Consider the following 21,290-nt stretch of genomic DNA (forward strand, 5'->3'; position numbering starts at 1 on the left):
CGCTTCGCCTGTGGCCTACGCCCTGCGGCACGGTTGCGGGTCCGGCCCCCGCCGACTCGCTTTGCTCGCGGCCCGGCCCTGGGCTCTGTCTCTGTGTAACAGCCCCGCTGCGGTTTTGGGTCCGGCTCGCGGCGTGAAATGGGCCGGGTCGGCCGGCCCGCCTTCCGACTCGGCCCCGCCGCACTCCTTGAGGCTGCTGCGAATTCGGCTGTTTCCCGGCGTGTCAGCGTCCACGACTTCATCGATGACCGGAGATCGACGAGCGCGGCGAGGAGAGCGGCGGAGCCGCCTTCCGAAATCTCGCATGGCAGGATTGCGCCGGTGAGGATTTCCGCGCTTCGTCGTCGACGGCATACCGAGGACACCGGTTCGTTTGCCCGGGTCGATCGGCGTACCAAGGACCTCACCAAGCGGCTTCGCCCCGGGGACATCGCGATCATCAACCACGGCGATCTCGACCGGGTCGCCGCCGAGGCGCTGGTCAAGTGTCGGCCCGCCGCCGTGGTCAACGCCGCGCCCAGCATCAGCGGGCGCTACCCCAATATCGGGCCGCAGCTGCTCGTGGAGGCCGGCGTACCGCTCCTGGACGACGTCGGGGGCAGCGTGCTCGACCGGATCCGCGAGGGGGAAATGGTCCGGATCGAGGACAACATCCTCTATCGCGGCAACGATCCGATCGCCGTCGGCACCCTCCTCGACGCGGAGTCGGTCGCGGCCTCGATGGAGGAGGCCCGGGCCGGGCTGTCCGAGCAGATCGAGGCGTTCGCCGAGAACACCCTCAAGTACATCCGCGAGGAGCGCGAACTGCTCCTCGACGGCGTCGGCGTACCCGAGATCCGGACCCGGATCGACGGCCGCCAGGTGCTCATCGTGGTGCGCGGCTACCACTACCGCGAGGACATCGCCGCGTTGCGGCCGTATATCCGCGAGTATCGCCCGGTGATGATCGGCGTCGACGGCGGCGCCGACGCGCTGCTCCAGGCCGGCTACAAGCCGGACATGATCGTCGGCGACATGGACTCGGTGTCCGACCAGGCGCTGCGCTGCGGTGCGGAGATCATCGTGCACGCGTACCGGGACGGGCGCGCCCCCGGGATGGAGCGCCTGGTCGAACTGGGCGTGGACGGGATCGCCTTCCCGGCCACCGGGACCAGCGAGGACATCGCGATGTTGCTCGCCGACGACGGCGGCGCCAGCCTGATCGTCGCGGTCGGTACACATCTCACGCTCGTCGAGTTCCTGGACAAGGGCCGGGCCGGCATGGCGAGTACCTTTCTCACCCGGCTTCGGGTCGGCGGCAAGCTCGTGGACGCCAAGGGTGTCAGCCGTCTGTACCGCAGCCGCATCTCCACGACTTCGCTGCTCATGTTGTGCCTCGCCGCGCTGGTCACCATCGCGGTCACCGTGCGGGTCACCCCGCTCGGGCGCGCGTACTTCCACGTGTTCGGGGCACAGTGGGACGCCTTCGTCTACTGGCTCCAGGGACTGTTCAGTTGATCGACTTCAGATACCACGTCGTCTCCATCATCGCGGTCTTCCTGGCCCTTTCGGTCGGGCTCGTCCTCGGCGCGTCCTTCCTCAAGGAGGCGGCCGTGTCCGGGCTCGACACCTCGGTTCAGGACCTGGCCCGGAACAACGAAGGGCTGCGGCGCGAACTCGACCGGGCCAACGCCGGCCAGAAGTACCTGAACGGCATCATGAACACCGTCGGCCCCGAACTGACCAAGGGCCGGCTCGCCGGGCACAAGGCGGTCGTGGTCGCGCTGCCCGGCTCGGACACCAAGCTCACGGACAGCATGACCAAGCTGCTCGACGGCGCCTCCGCGACGGTCACCGGCCAGGTGGCGATCAAGGGCGCGTGGGCCGACCCCAAGCGCGACGCCGACCTGGTCACCGCGCTGGGCGCGAACGCGACGACGTACCCGACCGGGTCGACCACCGAGCGGGCGGCGAAGGCGCTGGCGGGGGCGATCACCGAGAAGTTGCCGCCGCCGCAGACGGGTACCTCGGGCACACCGGGTACGCCGGGGACCACACCGCCGGCCACGGGGGCCGCGACGAACCCGCCCGCCACGGGTGCACCGCCCGCCACGACGGGCACCCCCACCGGCACCGGCAACAGCTCCCCGCCCCCCGGCAGCCAGGCACCGGGCCAGACCCCCGGCTCGAACAACGGCACCCCCCCCACCCCCCCCACGCACAACACCCAGGCCGCTACCGAGACGCTGACCAAGCTCAAGGAAGCCGGCTTCGTCGACGTCAAGGACAATCCGGCCATCGGCGCCGACCTGGTCGTGATCGTCGCGCCGTCGGGGGCCACCGGGGGCGAGGACCCGGGGCGGACGAACGGTGTACATCTGGCGCTGGCCCGGGCCCTGGACACCGGCGATGACGGTACGGTCGTGGCCGGCACCTCGTCCGCCGCGCAGGAGAACGGCGTGATCTGGGCGCTGCGCCGTAACGAGCAGACCGCCAAGGTCGTTTCCACCGTGGACACCGCCGACACACCCGTGGGGCAGGTCGCGGTGGTCTGGGCCCTGGTGATCGAGGCCAAGCAGGGCAGTTCGGGTCAATACGGTACGACGGGCAATGCCGACGGTCCGTTGCCGGAGCTGCCGAAGAAGGAGACGTAGTGACGAAGGCCGCCGCATCCTCCGTACCTCCCGCTCCCGCTCGCGCCGGATCGCGTCGCGGCCGATCGGGCCGGCTGATCACCGCGCTGGCCGCGACCGGCGCGGCGCGCGCCGCGTACGCCGCGCTGACCCGCCGCCCCCCGGGCGAGGCCGCGATGTGGGAGCGGCGCAACCACCGGGGCGAGGTATTGACCCTGCTCGAAGGCCCGGCGACGGCGGTCGGCGCGGCGCTGGCCACCGCGTGCGCGCCGGGCGTACCGGGCCGGTGGCGGGCGGCCGGTGTGCTGGCGGCGGTGGCCGGGGCCGGGCTCGGGACCTACGACGACCTGGCCGGGTCCAGTGATCGACGCGGCTTCAAGGGCCACCTCGGCGCGCTCGCGAAGGGCGAACTGACCACGGGCGGCGCCAAGATCGTCGGGCTCGGCGCGGCGGGCCTGGCGGCCGGCGCGCTCGTGCAGCGGCGGCCGGTGGACAAGCTGCTCGCGGGGGTGGTCGTGGCCGGTACGGCCAACCTGATCAACCTGTTCGACCTGCGTCCGGGCCGGGCGGCCAAGGCGGTGCTGCTCGCGGGGGCGCCCACGCTGCTGCGCGGCGGTCCGGCGGCATCGCTGGCGGCGGCGCCGGTGGGCGCGGCGGCGGCGCTGCTCCCGGAGGACCTCGGCGAGCGGGCGATGCTCGGCGACGCCGGCGCGAACGCGCTCGGCGCGGCGCTGGGCGTGGCGTTGGCGGCCGGCTCGTCCCGGACGAGCCTCCTGGCCAAGGCGCTGGTGGTCGGCGCGCTCACCGCGGCCAGCGAAAAGGTCAGCTTCACCAAGGTGATCGCCGGCAACCCGACCCTGAACGCCATCGACATGCTCGGCCGCCGGGCCCCGGCTCCCGCCGCGGTCCCGAGGCAGCTGTCCGCCGAGGACCCCGTCGCATCGGCATGACGGGCAGCGCCCCCCCACCTCCGAGCAGCCTCGCCCCCACCACCCCCCGCCGCGCCGTCCGCGGCCTCGTCGGTGCCGCGGCCCTGATGGGCATCGTCACCGTGTTCGCCCGACTCGCCGGATTCGGGCGGCAGTTGGTGTTCTCCGGGACCGTCGGGGACACCGTCCTCGGCACCGCGTACAGCACCGTCAACTCCGTCCCCAACATCGTCTTCGAGATCGTCGCCGGCGGAGCCCTCGCCAGTGTCGTGGTCCCGGTACTCGCCGGCCCGGTCGCCAACCACGCCTGGGCCGACGCCGGACGGATCGCGTCCGCGCTGCTCACCTGGGTCGTCCTGGTGCTGACCCCGATCGTGCTGCTCGGGGCCCTGCTCGCGCGCCCGATCGCCGAACTGCTCCTGGCCGGCAAGGCCGACGGCCCCGGTGTGGCCGGCGTGGCCACCCGGATGTTGCTGGTGTTCCTGCCGCAGGTGTTGCTGTACGGGATCGCCGTGGTCGCCGGCGGCATCCTCCAGGCGCATCACCGCTTCCTGGCCGGCACCCTCGCGCCGCTCGTGTCCAGCCTGGTCGTGGCCGGGAGCTATCTGCTCTTCGCCAACCGGTACGACGTCGACCTCGACGACCTCGCCCACCTGCCGCGTGGCGCCGAGCTCACCCTCTCGCTCGGCACCACGGCGGGCGTCCTTGCCCTCGCGCTGGTCACCGTCGTCCCGCTGCGCTCCACCGGCCTGCGGCTGCGCCCCACGCTGCGCTTCCCGGCCGGCGTGGCCCGGCGGGTCCGTACCCTCGCCCTGGCCGGCGTCGCCACGCTGCTCGCCCAGCAGGCCGCGACGATCGCGGTGATCCTGCTCGCCAACGGGCGCGGAACGCACGGATCCCTGGTCGTCTACCAGACCACGTGGATGGTCTACCTGCTCCCGTACGCCGTGCTCGCCGTACCGATCGCCACCGCCGCCTTCCCGCGCCTGAGCGCGCACGCGCACGACGGCGACCGGGCGGCATTCGCCGCGGCGGTGGCCGCGACCACCCGTACCGTGCTGCTCGCGGGCGCCGCCGGGACCGCATTGTTGCTGGCCGCCGCCGCGCCGCTCGGGCGGTTCTTCGCGTTGTTCATGACCGGCTCCACCGAACCGGAGCAAATGGCCTGGGCGCTGGCCGCGTTCGCCCCCGGCCTGATCGGCTACGCGCTGATCGCGCACCTGGGCCGGGTGCTGAACGCCTCCGGCCACGGGCGCGCCGCCGCCGGCTGCGTGGTGGTCGGGTGGGTCGTGGTCGTGGTCGCGGACGTGATCCTGGCGTACGCGCTGCCCGCGCGTTGGACGGTGGCCGCGCTCGGCCTGGGCAACTCGATCGGCATGACGGTGGCCGGCCTGCTGCTGACGTATCCCGTCACCAGGACGGCCGGCCCCGAGGCGTTGGCCGGCCGGAGCACGGTCCGGGTCGCGCTCGGCGCGACGGTGGCCGCGGGCGCCGCCGGCGCGGTCGGGTTCGGGGTGTCCCGGACATTCGGTACCGGCGGCATCGTCTGCACGTTGATCATCGCGGCGGTTGCCGCCATCGTGGGCACTCTGGTGTTCGCGGGAGTCGTACTCGCGACCGCGGGCGAGGCCGGCAAGGCCGCGTTGCGCGGGCGGCGGACGGCCGAATCGGAAGGGGAGCAGCGACGTGGACACGACGACTTCGACTGAGTCGACCGAATCGCGAGGGCGCGCCGAGCCGGCCCGGCTGCGCGCCGTCCTGGTGCTGGCCGGCTCCACCGGCGGGATCGGCGCGCATGTGCGCTCGCTCGCGGCGGGGCTGGTCGGGCGCGGGGTCGCGGTGACGGTATGCGGCCCGGCCGCGACCGAGGAGCACTTCGACTTCTCGGCCACCGGCGCGCGGTTTCGACCGGTCGAGATCGCGGCCGGGCCGCGCCCCTCGGACCGGGCCGCGGCCCGTGAGTTGCGCGCGGCCTGCACCCACGCGCATGTCGTACACGCGCACGGGCTGCGCGCCGGGTTGGTGGCGGGCAACGCGCTGGGGCGGCATCGGGTGCGGCGTACGCCGTTGGTGCTGACCCTGCACAACGCGGTCCTGGTCGGCGGTGCGAAGGGCGCGCTGACCCGGGTGTTGGAGGGCCGGGCGGTCCGGGCGGCCGACGTCGTCCTGGGCGCCTCCGCCGACCTGGTCGACCGGGCCCGCGGGCTCGGCGCGCGCGATGCCCGGCTCGGCCCGGTGTCGGCGCCGGCGCTGGCGCCGGCCGGGCGGGATCGGGCGGCGGTCCGGGCCGAGTTCGGCGCGGCGGATCGGCCGCTGTTGCTCGCGGTGGGGCGGCTGGCCCCGCAGAAGGCCTACCCGGTGCTTCTGGACGCCGCGCGGCGCTGGACCGAGGACCGGCCCACCCCGCTGCTGGTGATCGCCGGAGACGGCCCGTTGCGCGAGTCGCTGCAGGAACGCATCGACGCCGAGTCGCTGCCGGTGCGGCTGCTGGGCCACCGCGCCGATGTGGCCGACCTGTTGGGCGCGGCCGACGTCGCGGTGTTGTCGAGCCGCTGGGAGGCCCGGGCCCTGGTCGCCCAGGAGGCGCTGCGCACCGGCGTGCCGCTGGTCGCGACGGCGGTCGGTGGGGTGCCCGAACTGGTCGGCGACGCGGCGGTATTGGTCCCCCACGACGACGCCGACGCGCTCGCCGACGCGGTCACCGCGCTGCTCGCCGACCCGGCCCGACGCAGCGAACTCGCCGCCGCGGGCCGGGTCCAGGCCGGCACGTGGCCCGACGCACGCGAGACGATCGCCCAGGTGCTGAGCATCTACGAGGAGCTGGGTCCGGTATAGCCACCGGGCCCGGTACAGCCACGCTCCGGACGCCGCTCACCCGATCCCCTGCCGGTCCGGCTCGAGCGCGAACTGCCGCCCGGGCGCGTCCGGATGCGCCCGCTCGACCGCCTCGCGCAGCAGCGTGCGCTGGCGGAGCAGGTCCGGGCAGCGGGCGGGCGGGGTGATCTCGAGCAGGTCGGCCAGCACCGCGCTGAGGCGCCGGGTCACCTGCGGCGCGCCGGCGCCGTACAGGCGGATCTCGGTCAGGCTCAGATCGACCACGTCCGACCACAGGGCGACCGGTTCGATCAGGCGCAGTGCGTCACGTCGGTCGAAGTGGGCCCGGTCGCCGAGGTCGATGCCGCTCATCAGGGTGAGCAGGGCGTGGATCCGGTCCAGGGCCTGTACGGCGGTGGTCGGGTCGTTGACCGCGGGGGAGAGCGCCTTGCTCGCGATGTCGACCAGTTGCCGCAGCCCGAAGGTCAGGTCCTGGTGCATCGTGCGTTCGACGCCGATGGTCAGGCACGGCCACAACGTGCTCGGCGCCGGGAGGCCCCGCCGGTTGGGGGTGCCGTGGATCTCGGCGAGCGGCATGCCGTGCGTGAGGTAGTCGCCCACCCGGGGGATCAGCGCGATCACCACGTCGTGCCGCCGGGCCCGGTGGACCAACCGCGCGATGTCGACGTCCTGGAGCACCCCGGGCGGGCCCCGATACGGGATCGGCGTCGCCGGCGCCGCCGGGAGCGCGGGTACGGGCCGGGCGTGGGCCTGGGCGACCAGCAGGTCGATCGACTCCTGGGTGACGTAGCCGATCACGTGGGTGACCCGCATCAGCCGGATCGTCGAGTGCACGTAGACCACGAACACCACCAGGCTGGTCACCACGAGCCCCATCGCCAGGGACGCGGCCAGCGCAGGCGGGTGGTCGCCCGAGGTACCGAACTCCTTCTGCACCCGCAGGGCGTAGAGGAAGGTCATCAGGAACACCGCGAAGGTGACCTTGGTGACCCGGCTGCGGACGTACACCCGCACCACGCGCGGGGTGAACTGACTCGCCATCTGGAGCGCCACCAGGGTGATCGAGAAGACCACGCCGATAAAGGTGAGCATCGCCGAACTCATGGTCGCGATGGCCTCTTTGGCCCCGGTGGCGACATGCAGGAACCAGTCGTAGCCGTCCTTGAGCCAGGGCCGACGGTGGTGCGCCAGATAGTCCGGGATCCACCGGTCCAGCGACAACATCAAGGTGGCCAGCGCCCACCCGGAGGCCAGCCCGATCAGCGGCGCGAACCAGAAGCCGTCCCGCAGATGTTCCCGCCAGGGGGTGAGCGGACGCCGCCGGCGGGCCGTGGGCAGGAACGGCAACGACGAAACGGGCGACGAGCCGGCCGGCTCGTCGCCCGTGGTGGCGGTCGTGGAACGTTCGCGGGTCATGGTGTCGGGAGGTACCACCCCGAACCGGTACGCACACCTGCACAGCGCGCATACCGCCCCCGGCGCCGTCCCTGCCCGCGCCGGTGCGGTACTAGTCCTGTTCGGCAGCCGCCGCCGCGCGCATCGTGGCGGTCAGCCGCAGTGCCGTGTCGATCAGTGGCACGTGACTGAACGCCTGCGGGAAGTTGCCCACCTGGCGCTGCAGGCGCGGGTCCCACTCCTCGGCGAGCAGGCCCAGGTCGTTGCGCAGCGCCAGGAGCCGCTCGAACAACTCGCGCGCCTCCTCGACCCGGCCGATCATCGCCAGGTCGTCGGCGAGCCAGAACGAGCAGGCCAGGAACGCGCCTTCGTCGCCGGGCAGGCCGTCCAGACCGACGCTGGAGCCGTTGGTGGGGTAGCGGCGGACGAAGCCGTCCTCGGTCAGCTCGCGCTGGATCGCCTCGATCGTGCCGATCACCCGCTTGTCCTCCGGCGGCAGGAAGCCCACCTGCGGGATCAGCAGCAGCGAGGCGTCCAACTCGGTGGAGCCGTAGTACTGGGTGAAGGTGTTGCGGTTGGCGTCGTAGCCGTACGCGCACACCTCGCGGTGGATCTCCTCGCGTACCCCTTCGAGGTGTTCGAGCATCTTTTGGGTATCGGAGTCCATCGGTTCGTCGACGAGCATCCTGATGGTGCGGTCCACCGCGACCCAGGCCATCACCTTCGAGTGCACGAAGTGCCGGCGCGGCCCGCGCACCTCCCAGATGCCCTCGTCCGGGTCGCGCCAGTGCTGCTCCATGTAGTCCATCAGCTTGAGCTGCAGCGCGTGCGCGTGGTCGTTGCCCTCCATGCCGGAGACCCGGCCCAGGTGCAGCGCGTCGACCACTTCGCCGTAGACGTCGAGCTGGAACTGCTCGGCGGCGGCGTTGCCGATCCGGACCGGGTGCGAGCCCTCGTAGCCGGGCAGCCAGGTCGCCTCGTACTCGGTCAACCGGCGCTCGCCGCCCACGCCGTACATGATCTGCAGGTTCTCCGGATCGCCCGCGACCGCGCGCAGCAGCCACTCGCGCCACGCCTTCGCCTCGTCCACGAACCCGGTCTTGAGCAACGCGCCCAGCGTCATCGCCGCGTCGCGCAACCACGTGTAGCGGTAGTCCCAGTTGCGCACGCCGCCCACGTCCTCGGGCAACGACGTGGTCGGCGCGGCGACGATGCCGCCGGTGGGCGCGTAGGTGAGCGCCTTGAGGGTGATCAGCGAGCGGACCACCGGCTCGCGCCACGGGCCCTGGTAGGTGCAGCGGGTCATCCAGTCGGCCCAGAACACCTCGGTGTCCGCGAGCGCGGACAGCGCGTCGGTGCGCAGCGGGCCCTCGACGTGCGAGGGATGCCACGTGAGGGTGAAGGTGACCCGGTCGCCCTCGCCGAGGGTGACGTCCGAATAGGTGGTCAGGCCGCGCCCGTAGGACTCGGCGTCGCTGTCGAACCACACCGCGTCGGGGCCGGCCACCGCGACGGTACGGCCGTCCGCCTCGCGGCGCACCCACGGCACGACCTTGCCGTAGTGGAATCGCATGCGCAGTTCCGAGCGCACCGGTACCTGGCCCGACACGCCCTCGACGATGCGCACCACGACCGGCGCGCCGACCAGCGCGTCGGCGGGCGGCATGAAGTCGATCACCCGAACGGTCCCCCGGGGGGTCTCCCATTCCGATTCGAGGATCAGCGAGTCGCCGCGATACCGGCGGCGCGTCGCGGGGCCGCCGGAGAGCGGCGCGACCCGCCACGACCCGTGTTCCTCGCTGCCGAGCAGGCCGGCGAACACGGCGGGGGAGTCGAAGCGGGGGAGGCAGAGCCAATCCATGGAACCGTCGCGGCCCACGAGCGCGGCGGTCTGCATGTCCCCGATGAGGGCGTAGTCCTCGATGCGGCTGGTCACGGGCAACGCTTTCCGTTCCTGGTCGTCCTGATGGTGCCGGTCGTCCTGGCTGTGCGACCTGCTGGGTACGTACTGGGGCGTGGGGCTCCGTTGTGCGCTCCACGCGCGCTGATCGACTGTTTTGATCGCCAGTCGTCAGAGGTTGATCGATTCATTGCGTTTCGGTACGTCGATCGCTTCAATCGCTTCATCCAGGGTGCACCACACGCGCGTGATCGACCGCCACAGCGGTGGTCGAATCGACCGGTGCTCCCGAAATGTCGTCCCGTCGGGATCCGGGGGACGGGCACCCGTCGCGCGCGTGGGTTCCGCTGCGCGCAGGTGTCGGCGAACGGAGGAAGGCTCGCGCGCCGCCTGCGTAGCATAGTGCGCCTGCGGCGCCGAAACGTGCCTGCGGCCCACCCCGCCTGTGCCGAGTCGGTGCCGCGTTTGTGCCGAGGTCGGCCGACTCGATCGTTGACTCTGTGTCGAATCCGACTCGGCCGTTCCGTCGGCATGTGCCCGGATTCTCCCGTGCGTTGTCACTGTGGGCAATCGCCGTATGGTGTCGCAGTTGTTCCGCACCGGGTGCGGGACCTCGGCCCCCGACGCTGTTAGGCTGGTATCCCGTGGACTTGGTGGGACTGTTCCGGGCCCGCATCGGCCCAACAGCGTCCCCTTCGAAATCCCCTCCATCCAAACCACGGGAGCCCCTCCTTGGCAGTGCCTCAGACGCCCAGTCGCACCCGGCAGGCGAAGCACCTTTTCGTCACCGGAGGCGTCGCCTCCTCGCTCGGCAAGGGGCTCACCGCGTCGAGCCTCGGAGCGCTCCTCAAGGCGCGCGGCCTGCGGGTCACGATGCAGAAGCTGGACCCCTACCTCAACGTCGACCCCGGGACGATGAACCCGTTCCAGCACGGCGAGGTGTTCGTCACCAACGACGGCGCCGAGACCGACCTGGACGTCGGCCACTACGAGCGCTTCCTCGACGTCGACCTGCACGGCTCGGCGAATGTGACCACCGGTCAGGTGTACTCGACGGTGATCGCCAAGGAACGGCGCGGCGAGTACCTCGGTGACACCGTGCAGGTCATCCCGCACATCACCAACGAGATCAAGTCGCGGATCCGGGCGATGGCCGCGGACGACGTGGACATCGTGATCACCGAGGTCGGCGGCACCGTCGGCGACATCGAATCGTTGCCCTTCCTCGAATCCATCCGCCAGGTCCGACACGAGGTCGGCCGGGACAACGTGTTCTTCCTGCACGTCTCGCTGCTGCCCTACATCGGCCCGTCGGGCGAGCTGAAGACCAAGCCGACCCAGCACTCGGTGGCCGCGCTGCGCAGCATCGGCATCCAGCCGGACGCGATCGTGCTGCGCGCGGACCGCGCGGTGCCGCAGGACATCAAGCGCAAGATCTCGCTGATGTGCGACGTGGACGAGGAGGCCGTGGTCGCGGCCATCGACGCCCCCTCGATCTACGACATCCCCAAGGTCCTGCACTCCGAGGGCCTGGACGCCTACGTGGTGCGCCGGCTCGGGCTCAACTTCCGGGACGTGGACTGGACCCAGTGGGACGACCTGCTGCGCCGGGTGCACCAGCCCGAGCGGGAGGTCACCGTCGCCCTGGTCGGCAAGTACATCGACCTGCCCGACGCCTACCTCTCGGTCACCGAGGCGATCCGCGCGGGCGGCTTCGCCAACAATGTGCGCACCCGGATCAAGTGGGTGACCTCGGACAACACCGCCACGCCCGAGGGCGCCGCGCGCGAACTCGGCGACTGCGACGCGGTGCTGGTCCCCGGCGGCTTCGGCGACCGGGGCGTCGAGGGCAAGGTGCAGGCGATCACCTACGCCCGCGAGCACCGGATCCCGACCCTGGGCATCTGCCTGGGCCTGCAGTGCATGGTGATCGAGGCGGCCCGCAACCTGGCCGGCCTGGCCGGCGCCAACTCGCTCGAATTCGACCCGGAGGCCACCCACCCGGTGGTCGCCACGATGGCCGACCAGCTCGACATCGTCGCGGGCCAGGGCGACCTGGGCGGCACGATGCGGCTCGGCCTGTACACCGCGGACCTGGCCGAGGGCACGATCGCGCGCGAGGTCTACGGCGCGACCCAGTCCGAGGAACGACACCGGCACCGCTACGAGGTCAACAACGCCTACCGCGCCCAACTGGAGGAGACCGGCCTGGTCTTCTCCGGCCTGTCGCCCGACGGCCGATTGGTCGAGTACGTCGAACTCCCGCGCGAGCAACACCCGTACTTCATCGCCACCCAGGCCCACCCGGAACTCAAATCCCGCCCCACCCGCCCACACCCCCTCTTCGCCGGCCTGGTCGCCGCAGCGGTCCGCCGCATCAAGGGCGAGGACCGCGTGGCCGAGACGACGTCCTGACCCCGGGCCGCCGGCGCTCGACCTGACCGGCAACCCGAAACAGCCACCCGCCCGGAGACCCGGGCGGGTGGCTGTTCTCTTGCCCGGACCGCCGCAACACCGCAGCACCGGGGCACCGCAGAGCGTCGACCGTCGTCCTACCGCGCCCGGATTTCGCCGCTATCGACCGGGCTTGGCGGACTTCTCGCATCTGGAGATCGTCTTTCGCTTCCACCTCACCGATCCGACCGACCTGAACCTCGGCGCCTGCCGGCCTCGGGACAACCCGGACTGGCCGGAGGTCGGGATCTTCGGCCACCGCAACATGCGGCGCCTGAACTGGCTGGGGGTATCCCGTTGCCGCCTGGTTGCGGTCGACGGCCTGGACCTGCACGTCGAAGACCTCGATGCCGTGGACGGGACACCCGTACCGGACGTGAAGCCGTGGTTCGGTGAGATGGGTCCGCGCGGACCACAGCATCAGGCCGACTGGACCACCGTCATGCTCCGCGACTACTTCGCGCAGCAGCCCCGGAGCAACGGCAGCCGGTAGCCGACCACCCGGGTCGGCACCTCCGGGCCGACCCTCCGAACCCGGGCGCGCTCCAAGCCGAAACCGGCCACCCGCTCGAACGTCGGGTAGCTAGCTTCTCGGTGTCGGAACGGTCGTCATGTCAGCGCCCGACAAGCGGTGCTCGGGGTCGAGTACCCGGTGGGGAGTGCACCCTGATCCGGGGGCGGTGGGCCGCCCGATTTCGACGGAGCGCGCCGCCACTCCCGCAGACCCGAACGTCCCGTGATGTCCGCAGTGTTCCCGACCGTGCGGCGACCGTCGGGGAAACGTGGGATGAAGCCCTTCGCCAACCATGGCGCTTGTTGGTGCCAGGTCCCCAGGATCGAAACCGCGTCGCTTGCGGCGTGTGGGGTCCGGGGAGGACCGGACGTCGCGATGCCCGGACCCGGGATCCGGGATCGCGGCTTCCGCCGTGGCTCGTGGGGGGCCGGCGATGGTGATTCGTGCACGTGTGGGGTTGGTCGGGGTCGTGATTCCGGCCCTGTTGTCGGGACTGCTGTCGTCGTGGGCCGCGACCGCCGACGATCGGTCCACGCCCTCCCGATCCGGTGCGTTGCCACCGGGCGTGGTCTCGGTCGCGCCGACCGCGCCGCCGCCGCTGCCGAACACCCGGACCGAGGCCAAGCCGGGCGAAGCCCTGTACGAGGCGCGCGAGCGGCTCAAGCGGTCGGTCGCGGAACGGGAGAGCCCGCCGGCGCCCCCGTCGGCTCCGGTGGCGATGAGCGACGCGCTGCGGGCCAACGAGAGTGCGCTGGAGCGTCGCGGCGCGGTGGTGGACACGCCCAACCCCGATCACCTCGACATCGCGCGTCCGCCTCGCGTCGAGAAGGGGCCGCGACTGGCCGAGTTGCCGCTCGCGAAGGACGGCGCCAACGCGGACCTGCCACGCGCCGACCCCGCTCAGGAGAAGGCACCGGCACCGGGGAAGGTCTCACGGCCGACCGAAGCCGCAGCCCCACGCACCGGTGCGATCGCCGCGGACAAGGTCTACGGCGCGCAGTACGCGAGTCCTTCGGCGTTCACGGTGGACCCGACCTACGCCCAACGCGGCTACGCGTGGGTGACCATCACCAACGACTCGAACTTCACCTGGCCCGCCGACTCGCCAATCCGGCTCTCCTACCACGTCTACCGGCCCAACGGAACGATCTACAACTTGGTCGGCCTCTCCACCCCGCTGCCGATCACCTTGGAGCCCGGGCACTGGCTCCAGATGAGCACCGTGGTGGAGCAGTTGCCCGCCGGAGCTTTCAAGATCGTGTGGGATCTGCTCGATGGAGGCTCGTGGTTCACCGAACACGGTGTGCCGGGAGTGACCTGGGACATCAACCTGCCCCACCAACCCCCCTCGGCCCGCGCCTACACGCCGACCGACGGGAGCACCCAGTCCACCCTGGACACCTCGTTCTACATCGGCGTATTCGGCGACGACACCCAACCGATCGACATCGAGTACGAACTGTGCGCGCAGGGCGGATCGAGCGGGCCGCAGCCGCAATGTCGGGACAGCGGCTGGCTGCGCGTCGGCACACCCACGCAGAGTTTCTCGATGTCCCATCATTGGACCCCGCCATCGGGCTGGATCCTGTGGAACACCACATACCGCTGGCGTGTGCGGGTCCGGGACGCCGCCGCGACCACCCCGTGGAGCGGACAGGCAAGCCTGACCACCATCGTGCAACCCGTCGAGGGGCTCGGTCGCCTCGGCGTCGACCCCACCTCGGTCGACGCGGCCGGCGTCGGCCTGTTCCGCGGCAACTACACCCGTCGTGAGATCGACATGGCGATTCCCGGGCGCGGACTGCCGCTACAGATCGAGCGGATCTACAACAGCGCCAACCCGACACGCGGGGTGTTCGGCCAAGGCTGGTCGTCCGTACTGGACATGCGGTCCGCCACCGAGGCCGACGGTTCGGTGCTGATCACCTACGCCGACGGCCGCCGGGTCCGCTACGGCCACAACCCGGACGGGGGATACGTCGCGGCATATGGCGAAGGCAGCGGCGCCGAAGTCTCCGGCCCGAACGAGGTGCGGATGGAGGACGGCACCAGATACCTCTTCAACGCCAACGGCAGGCTCACCACGATCGTCGGCGCGAGCGGCCAGGCCCAGTTCCTGACCTACGACACGCAGGGCCGGCCCGCCTCGATCCGCGAGGGCTTCGAGTCGTGGTCGCGCACGCTGTACTTCGGTTGGGTCGACGGCGGCATCGGCTGGGTGGCCACCGGCCCCAACGGCGTCGGGAGCGCCCGTTGGCAGACCTACAGCTACCAGAACGGCTACCTCGCCGGCACCTGTGAGGCGACCAACTGGTGCCACTCCTACCGATACGGGTACGCCCAACCCCCCGACAGCATCGCCCGCATGGTGTACGTGGAAGGAACCCGGCCGGGCATCGGGACCGAAATCTTCTACACCGGCGACTACGTCGGCTTGGTGAAGTTCGCCGACGGCGCGGCGTGGACCTATGTACGCGGCCCGGGCCGATCGGCCAACGGCGCATTGGTCGTCAAGGTACACGCACCGAACGGGCTCGTCACCCAGTACGAATTCGATGCCAGAGCCTCGCTCTGGTATCGGTGGACCGGGGAGAACCCGACCCCGTCCACGACCAAGGTCTGGGGATACGACGCCTTCGGCCGGCCGTCGTCCACGTTGGACGAGAACGGCAACGTCACCGAGACCTACTGGGGCAACGGGCGCGCCACCGACCACAACACGTACCGCGACGCCAACACGATCGTCAACACACACCTCGTCTACCACCTCGGGCTGCCCAACGACCCATGGAACGGCCGGCTGGTCGGAACCCAGGACGCGAACGGTCACAAGACCTCGTACAGCTACGAAACCGCCGACTCCGGAAACGAGTTCGTCGGCCTGGTGGAGTCGAGCACGGCTGCGGACGGCGGCGTCACCAGACGCACCTACACCTGCGTGAACCCCGAGCCTCGCCCACTCGTGGTGAACGACCCCGGGGCGCCCCTGGCTTCGCTGCAACCATGCGGCCTGGTGCGCAGTGTCACCGACCCGGACGGGCGGGTGACACGCTACGAGTACAACCGGTTCGGCGATCAGACTCGTGCCATCTCGCCGAGCGGTCAGGTCACCGACGCCTTCTACGACGATCTGGGCCAGGCGGTGCGCCGCGTCGTCGACGGCGTCGAGACCACCTACACCTACGACGCCGTCGGCCGGGTCGCGACGGTCACCGACGCCGCCGTCACCAACCCGATCTCCGGAGTTCGCCACCAAAGGCACGTCCGCAACCTCTACGACGGCGACGGCAACCTGACCGAGCGCCGCGACACCGACCTCACGCCCTACGCGTCCGGGGGCGACGTGGCCCGCGTCACCGCCTACAAGTACGACGTGCGGGGCCGTCGGACGGAGGAACTGCGGGACGGGCAGACCGTCGGATACACCACCTACGGGCCGATGGGCGAAGTGCTCACCAGCATGGAGCCGAACACCAACACCTACTCCTTCACCTACGACTCGTTCGGCAGGCTGTCCGAGACATGGCTGCGCCAGTACACGGAGCCGGGCACGCGCACCGAACGTCCCGTACGGATCGAGGCGCGCGCGTACGACCCGGTCGGGCGACTGACCTTCCTGGGCGACTCGATGAACCGCTGGGTCACCTACGGCTATACGACCGACGACCTGCGCCTGACCGAGACCCTCACGGTCTATCACGACCCGGTGACCAATCAGTCCCGGGACATACCACTGCGCACCCTCACCTACGACCGGGCCGGCAACGTACTCACCGACGTCAAGGGCGGCGGAGACACCAAACTGGTGACGGCGCTCGGGTACGACGACGCAAACCGCAACATCGCCACGACCATCGACCCGGGTGGCGTCAACCGGGTCACCACGACCGCCTACAGCAAGGCCGGGACGCTGCTCCGGACCGCCCGCTCGGACGGCCGTGACGAGGTCGACCGCAGCACCCACATCTACGACGCGCGCGGCCGACTGACCGCCACCGCGACGCGGTCCAAGCGGGCGCCGGCGGATCCGGGTTTGCTCACCTCGTTCCGGCGGGACACGGCGGGCCGGGTGTTGTCGACCACGGATCCGCGTGGCACTCCGCCGATCGGCTCGACCGATCCGCCCGACGCGCGATTCACCACCGATCAGACCTACGACGTCCTCGGCCGGGTGAGCACCATCACCGGGCCGCCGATCCCGGTCGAGGACGGTGCCGGCGGTCCCACGCGCTCGGAACGCCCAGTGGACACCCGCGGCTACAACACCTTCGGCGAACTCACCCACACCCGGGACGCCCTCGGCCGGGTGACCACCACCGTCTACGACGTGCGAGGCCGACGTATCAAGATCGTCCACCCGCAGGTCACCAACCCGGACGGGTCGACGGTGTCGCCGTCCGAATCCTGGTGGTACGACGACGCAGGCAATCCGACCGCGTATCAGGACCGGTCCGGCCAGGTCACCCGGACCGAGTACGACAACCGCAACCGCCCGTTTCGGGTCACCCTGCCCCCGGCCGCGGACAAGGCGGATCCGTATGTGGTGACGACCGTTCGCGACGATGCGGGCAATGTGCTCTCGCAGCGCGATTCGCTGGGCGCACAGCAGTTGTGGACATACGACGGCATGGATCGCATGCTGACCTCCGCCGTCACCCAGCGCGGATTCGGCGGGCAGGTCAAGCAGTTCGTCACCGGCTATCGCTACGACGACCTCGGCCGGCTTCTCGAGGTCACCTCTCCGACCAAGACCCAGTCCACCCGCTACACCTACAACGCCGCCGGCGACAGGTTGACCGAGACCGTGGCCGGACACGGTTCGACGAGGTACGAGTACGACCCCGTCGGCCGGTTGACGAAGACCGTCGATCCGGTGGGACGCTCCCGCGAGAGCCGGTTGGACTTCGACGGGACGGTGTCCTCGGTCGTCGACACCGGCGCGGACGGGTCGTCGATCGGCGCCGAGGAATACACGCGCGACGCGGTGGGCAACGTCACCCGCCTGAATGTCCTGCGCGGCGGGAGCATCGGCTGGACCTCGCGGTACCTGGAGTACGACGCCGAGAGTCGCCTCACCTCGCTGCGCGAGGGCGTCGCCGACCCGACCGTGCCCGGCCAGACCACCACGTTCGGGTACGACCCGGTGGGCAACCGGGTCCGCACCACCGACCCGCTCGCGCACTCGACCTACACCGCGTACAACGCGTGGGACCTGCCGAGCACCCGCACCGAACCTGCCACCGCCGCGCAACCGGCGCCGGCCGATCGTACGTGGAACACGTCCTACGACGCGGCGGGGCGCACCACCACCGCTGTCGAACCGGGCGGGGTGGTCCGCAAGTTCGAGTACGACCGGCTCGGCCGTACCGTGCGCGACAGCGGCACCGGAGCCGACCGGGCGGCGGAACGCACCTTCAGCTACGACGCGGCCGGTCGCGTCACCGGAAGCCGCAGCGGCAACACCACGACGCTGTACGAGTACGACGACCGCGGGTTGCTCACCACGGCGAGTGGTCCGGTGATCGGGCGCACCGTCTACGCCTACGACGACGACGGCCGGGTGACCAACCGGGTCGGGCCGTCGGCCGTGGACGGCGTGGGCTGGAGCTACGACAGGTCCGACCTGGCGACCGTGAGCGACACCATGTCCGGCATCCAGCGCACCTACACGCACGACGCGGCGGGCCGCACGACCGGGGAGGAACAGAAGCGCGGGATCAAGCCGTTGGCCACGCGCGCCTACACGTACGACCAGGCCGGTCGACTCGACAGCGACACCGTGCGCGACCCGGCGGGTGGGGTCACCGCCAAGCAGTCGTTTCGCTGGGACCTGCAGGGCAATCTGGTCGGCAGCAAGACCGAGGGAGCGCTCGCCGGCACCAAGTCACAGGACTACACCTACGACTTCGCCGGTCGACTGACCAGCGACTACGACCCGGCAGCGGGGACCGGCACCGACTACACCTGGGACGCGGTCGGCAACCGCACCGCCGCCACGAAGTGGGAGGGGACCCCGGACAAGCATGTCGCCACCGGCGGCAGCAGCTTCAGCTACGACGAGCGCAACCGCATCACCCGGGCGACCGACCCCGCCGGCGGCACCACCGACTACACGTGGCGGCCCACCGGCACGCTCGCCTCGACCACGAACCGCACCGTCGGCAAACCCGTTGTCACCACCAACCAGACCTTCGACGCGTTCGCCCGACTGATCGGCGACGGCACGTCCGCCTACACCTATGACGCGTTCGATCGATTGACAAGCGAGAAGAACACGGCCGCCGGGTCGGGGCACACCTTCGGCTACACCGGATTCGACAAGGAGCCGGCCACCGACGGTCAATGGTGGTTCTCCCGGGCGGGCAGCACCGTACTGGGCGCGCGCAACGGCGCCCCCGACGTGACGTTCGCCGCCGGCTCGGGCGGCGGCCTGCCGAAGTCGGCCGCCGCGGACCCGGGCGCCGCCGCGACGTACGGCGTGCTGGCCAACGCGCACCACGATGTCGTGGCGCTCACGGACAGCACCACCGGCGCGGTCAGCGGGTCGCGCGCGTTCGACGCGTTCGGCCGGGTCACTGCGTCGACCGGGGTCCTGGCGCCACTCGGCTTCCAGGGCTCGTGGACCGACGAGAGCACCGGGCGGGTCCAGGCGCAGGCCCGTTGGTACGACCCGAAGACGGGTTCGTTCGCGTCGGGCGACACGGCGTCCGTCCCCTTCGTCGGTGCGGCGTCGACCAACCGCTACACCTACGCCGAGGGCAACCCGACCAGCAGGTGGGATCCCAGCGGCCACTTCTGGGGCATCGACCTGGGCTTCGACCTCGAAGACGTGGGCCACTTGGCCTCGGCGGCGCTGCACAACGTGCACGCCCGGGAGCTGGTCAACGCGGTGGGCCGCGAGACCGAGCAACTCGCGCGATCGGCCGGCGGTGGTGTGGCCTCGGGAGCGGTGAGCGCGGGCCGCCAGGCGGCCCGGGTCGTGAAGAGCGCCGCGTTCCGCAACGGTGTGCGGTTCGCGATACGCGGACTCGGCGGCGCGGTCGAGGCGATCGCGCTACCGGAGGAACTGGTCATCGGCGCGGTCGTCTTGGTCGTCGTGGGTGGCATCGCGCTGTACGTCGTGATCAACGCGGACGGTACGGGCACGCCGGTGGAGGACGGCCGCCGGCGCGATCCGCTCCCGCAGCAGGCACCCGGTGGCGACACCGGGCCAAAGGGGCCGAAGAGCCAGGAAAAACCGGTCGACGCCACCCCCACACCGCCCGCGGCGCCGAGCGTGGTCGGCAGCTACACGGGCCGGACCTCGAACACGGTCTCGACCGTCACCAAGTGGTTCGACTCGACGTTCGCCTACACCCGCACCGACTGGTACCGGCTCACCGTCGTCCACCAGTGGAACCGCTGGTCCGACGGCACCGAGACCTGGGCCGGCACAGGGTGGGCCAAGCAGCACTGGTGGCGCACGGTCGCCCAGCCGCTCATCGACCTGAAGCACGGCGTCCACGTCGCCGTCAACCCGACCCCGAGAACCGCGACCGCCCCGGCCTTGCCCATACAGGCCCCACCGAGCGGATCCTGCGGCGCCGGCGGCCCGATCAGCGCCTGCGGCGACGGCATCGGCACCGGCTCCGCACGCCCACACTCCCTCGGCCGCTGCACCGGCAACTTCGACCCCACCGACGCCATCCAGGCATGCCGGACCGCCGACCCCCCGAGCTCCCCCGCCGACCCCAACACCCGACTCGAACCCTGCAAGAGCACCACCGGCGCCGGCGCGGCCTGCGGCAACCCCGACCCGGCCTGCCACAGCTTCCCCACCGACACCCGAGTCCTCCTCGCCGACGGCACCCACAAACCCATCCAGGACATCAAGCCGGGCGACAAGGTACTCGCCACCGACCCGGCAAGCGGCCGATCCACACCCCGCGAAGTTCTCAAGACCTTCACCACCGAAAACGACAAAGACTTCGCCGACATCACCGTCAAAACCGACCAGGGCAACGCCTCCCTCACCGCCACCACCAACCACCCATTCTGGGCCCCGGACCTGAAGCAATGGGTCCACGCCGGCAACCTCGCGCCGGGCCGCTGGCTGCAAACCTCGCAAGGCACCTGGGTGCAGGTCGACGCGGTCCGCACATTCCACCATCGGCAGCGCACATATGACCTCACGGTCGATATCGACCACACGTACCATGTGCTCGCGGGGTCTGCTCCAGTTCTTGTTCACAACTGCGGCGGCCATATGCCGGGTCATGCCGAATCGTGCATGTGCAACGGCATCGGCGACGACATCATCCTTAAAGATATCCCTGCCGCCTACGGCGAGGACGACACTGGTGGCGGCAACCACATCGGCAGCCGAGATATCCACGGAGTATTGGCATCCGGCGACGACCAAATGACTGAGACTGACATCCAGGACCTTGTCGCCAACGCGGATCAAGTTCTCTGGCAAGGGAGCGGGGGAAGTCTTGCGAGGGTCTATCTCAGGCGGGCTGCGCATGGAAAATATGATGCTGTCATCCGGAGGTTCGAAGACGGTGGGCCGATCACCAGTTTTCGAAATCTGACGGAGTCGTCGTACCAGAAGCGGTTGAATGATGGAAGGTGGTATCACCCGAATGGTTGAAATGAATTCTGATCCGACA

At 70.8% G+C, this 21,290-nt stretch carries 10 protein-coding genes; 8 read left to right on the top strand and 2 right to left on the bottom strand.

The window, feature by feature from the left end:
• Positions 1 to 321: 321 nt before the first annotated feature.
• From steA to ABIA38_RS39585, 5 genes are read left to right on the top strand one after another with little or no spacing between them, the layout of a single operon-like run.
• Entirely contained in the window at positions 322 to 1,497 is a 1,176-nt protein-coding gene (gene steA, locus ABIA38_RS39565; RefSeq protein ID WP_424643813.1) for a putative cytokinetic ring protein SteA, read from the top strand.
• On the top strand, positions 1,494 to 2,633 hold the full coding sequence (locus tag ABIA38_RS39570; protein WP_424643814.1) for a copper transporter: 1,140 nt from the start codon (positions 1,494 to 1,496) through the stop codon (positions 2,631 to 2,633). Before steA ends, ABIA38_RS39570 begins: the two co-directional genes overlap by 4 nt.
• Positions 2,633 to 3,562, top strand: coding sequence for a hypothetical protein (locus ABIA38_RS39575; protein WP_424643815.1), 930 nt, complete (start codon positions 2,633 to 2,635; stop codon positions 3,560 to 3,562). Before ABIA38_RS39570 ends, ABIA38_RS39575 begins: the two co-directional genes overlap by 1 nt.
• Positions 3,559 to 5,250, top strand: coding sequence for a murein biosynthesis integral membrane protein MurJ (gene murJ, locus ABIA38_RS39580; protein WP_424643816.1), 1,692 nt, complete (start codon positions 3,559 to 3,561; stop codon positions 5,248 to 5,250). Before ABIA38_RS39575 ends, murJ begins: the two co-directional genes overlap by 4 nt.
• On the top strand, positions 5,228 to 6,376 hold the full coding sequence (locus ABIA38_RS39585; protein ID WP_424643817.1) for a glycosyltransferase family 4 protein: 1,149 nt from the start codon (positions 5,228 to 5,230) through the stop codon (positions 6,374 to 6,376). The genes murJ and ABIA38_RS39585 overlap by 23 nt, the downstream gene beginning before the upstream one ends.
• Positions 6,377 to 6,412: 36 nt before the next feature.
• Here ABIA38_RS39585 and ABIA38_RS39590 read toward each other — a convergent pair whose 3' ends face one another.
• Positions 6,413 to 7,792, bottom strand: coding sequence for a DUF2254 domain-containing protein (locus ABIA38_RS39590; protein WP_424643818.1), 1,380 nt, complete (start codon positions 7,790 to 7,792; stop codon positions 6,413 to 6,415).
• Between the two features lie 91 nt (positions 7,793 to 7,883).
• Positions 7,884 to 9,707 (bottom strand): glycoside hydrolase family 15 protein, encoded by a 1,824-nt coding sequence (locus ABIA38_RS39595; RefSeq protein ID WP_424643819.1) that lies wholly within the window; start codon positions 9,705 to 9,707, stop codon positions 7,884 to 7,886.
• A 702-nt stretch (positions 9,708 to 10,409) separates the two neighbouring features.
• Here ABIA38_RS39595 and ABIA38_RS39600 point away from each other — a divergent pair.
• The 3 genes from ABIA38_RS39600 (at position 10,410) to ABIA38_RS39610 (ending at position 21,271) form a co-directional block, all read left to right on the top strand.
• Positions 10,410 to 12,086 (top strand): CTP synthase, encoded by a 1,677-nt coding sequence (locus tag ABIA38_RS39600; protein ID WP_424643843.1) that lies wholly within the window; start codon positions 10,410 to 10,412, stop codon positions 12,084 to 12,086.
• 172 nt (positions 12,087 to 12,258) lie between these two features.
• Positions 12,259 to 12,618 carry a TrmO family methyltransferase domain-containing protein gene (locus ABIA38_RS39605; RefSeq protein ID WP_424643820.1) on the top strand — a complete coding sequence of 120 codons (360 nt, stop codon included), beginning with the start codon at positions 12,259 to 12,261 and terminating at the stop codon, positions 12,616 to 12,618.
• 454 nt (positions 12,619 to 13,072) lie between these two features.
• Entirely contained in the window at positions 13,073 to 21,271 is an 8,199-nt protein-coding gene (locus tag ABIA38_RS39610; RefSeq protein ID WP_424643821.1) for an RHS repeat-associated core domain-containing protein, read from the top strand.
• Positions 21,272 to 21,290 lie beyond the last annotated feature (19 nt).

It is taken from the genome of Embleya sp. AB8, from assembly GCF_049739465.1.
Classification (GTDB): domain Bacteria; phylum Actinomycetota; class Actinomycetes; order Streptomycetales; family Streptomycetaceae; genus Embleya.

Bases quoted from the DNA above. Each gene is read 5' to 3' on its own strand.
- murJ (WP_424643816.1), top strand. From the start codon at position 3,559: ATGACGGGCAGCGCCCCCCCACCTCCGAGCAGCCTCGCCCCCACCACC.
- ABIA38_RS39610 (WP_424643821.1), top strand. From the start codon at position 13,073: ATGGTGATTCGTGCACGTGTGGGGTTGGTCGGGGTCGTGATTCCGGCC.
- ABIA38_RS39590 (WP_424643818.1), bottom strand. From the start codon at position 7,792: ATGACCCGCGAACGTTCCACGACCGCCACCACGGGCGACGAGCCGGCC.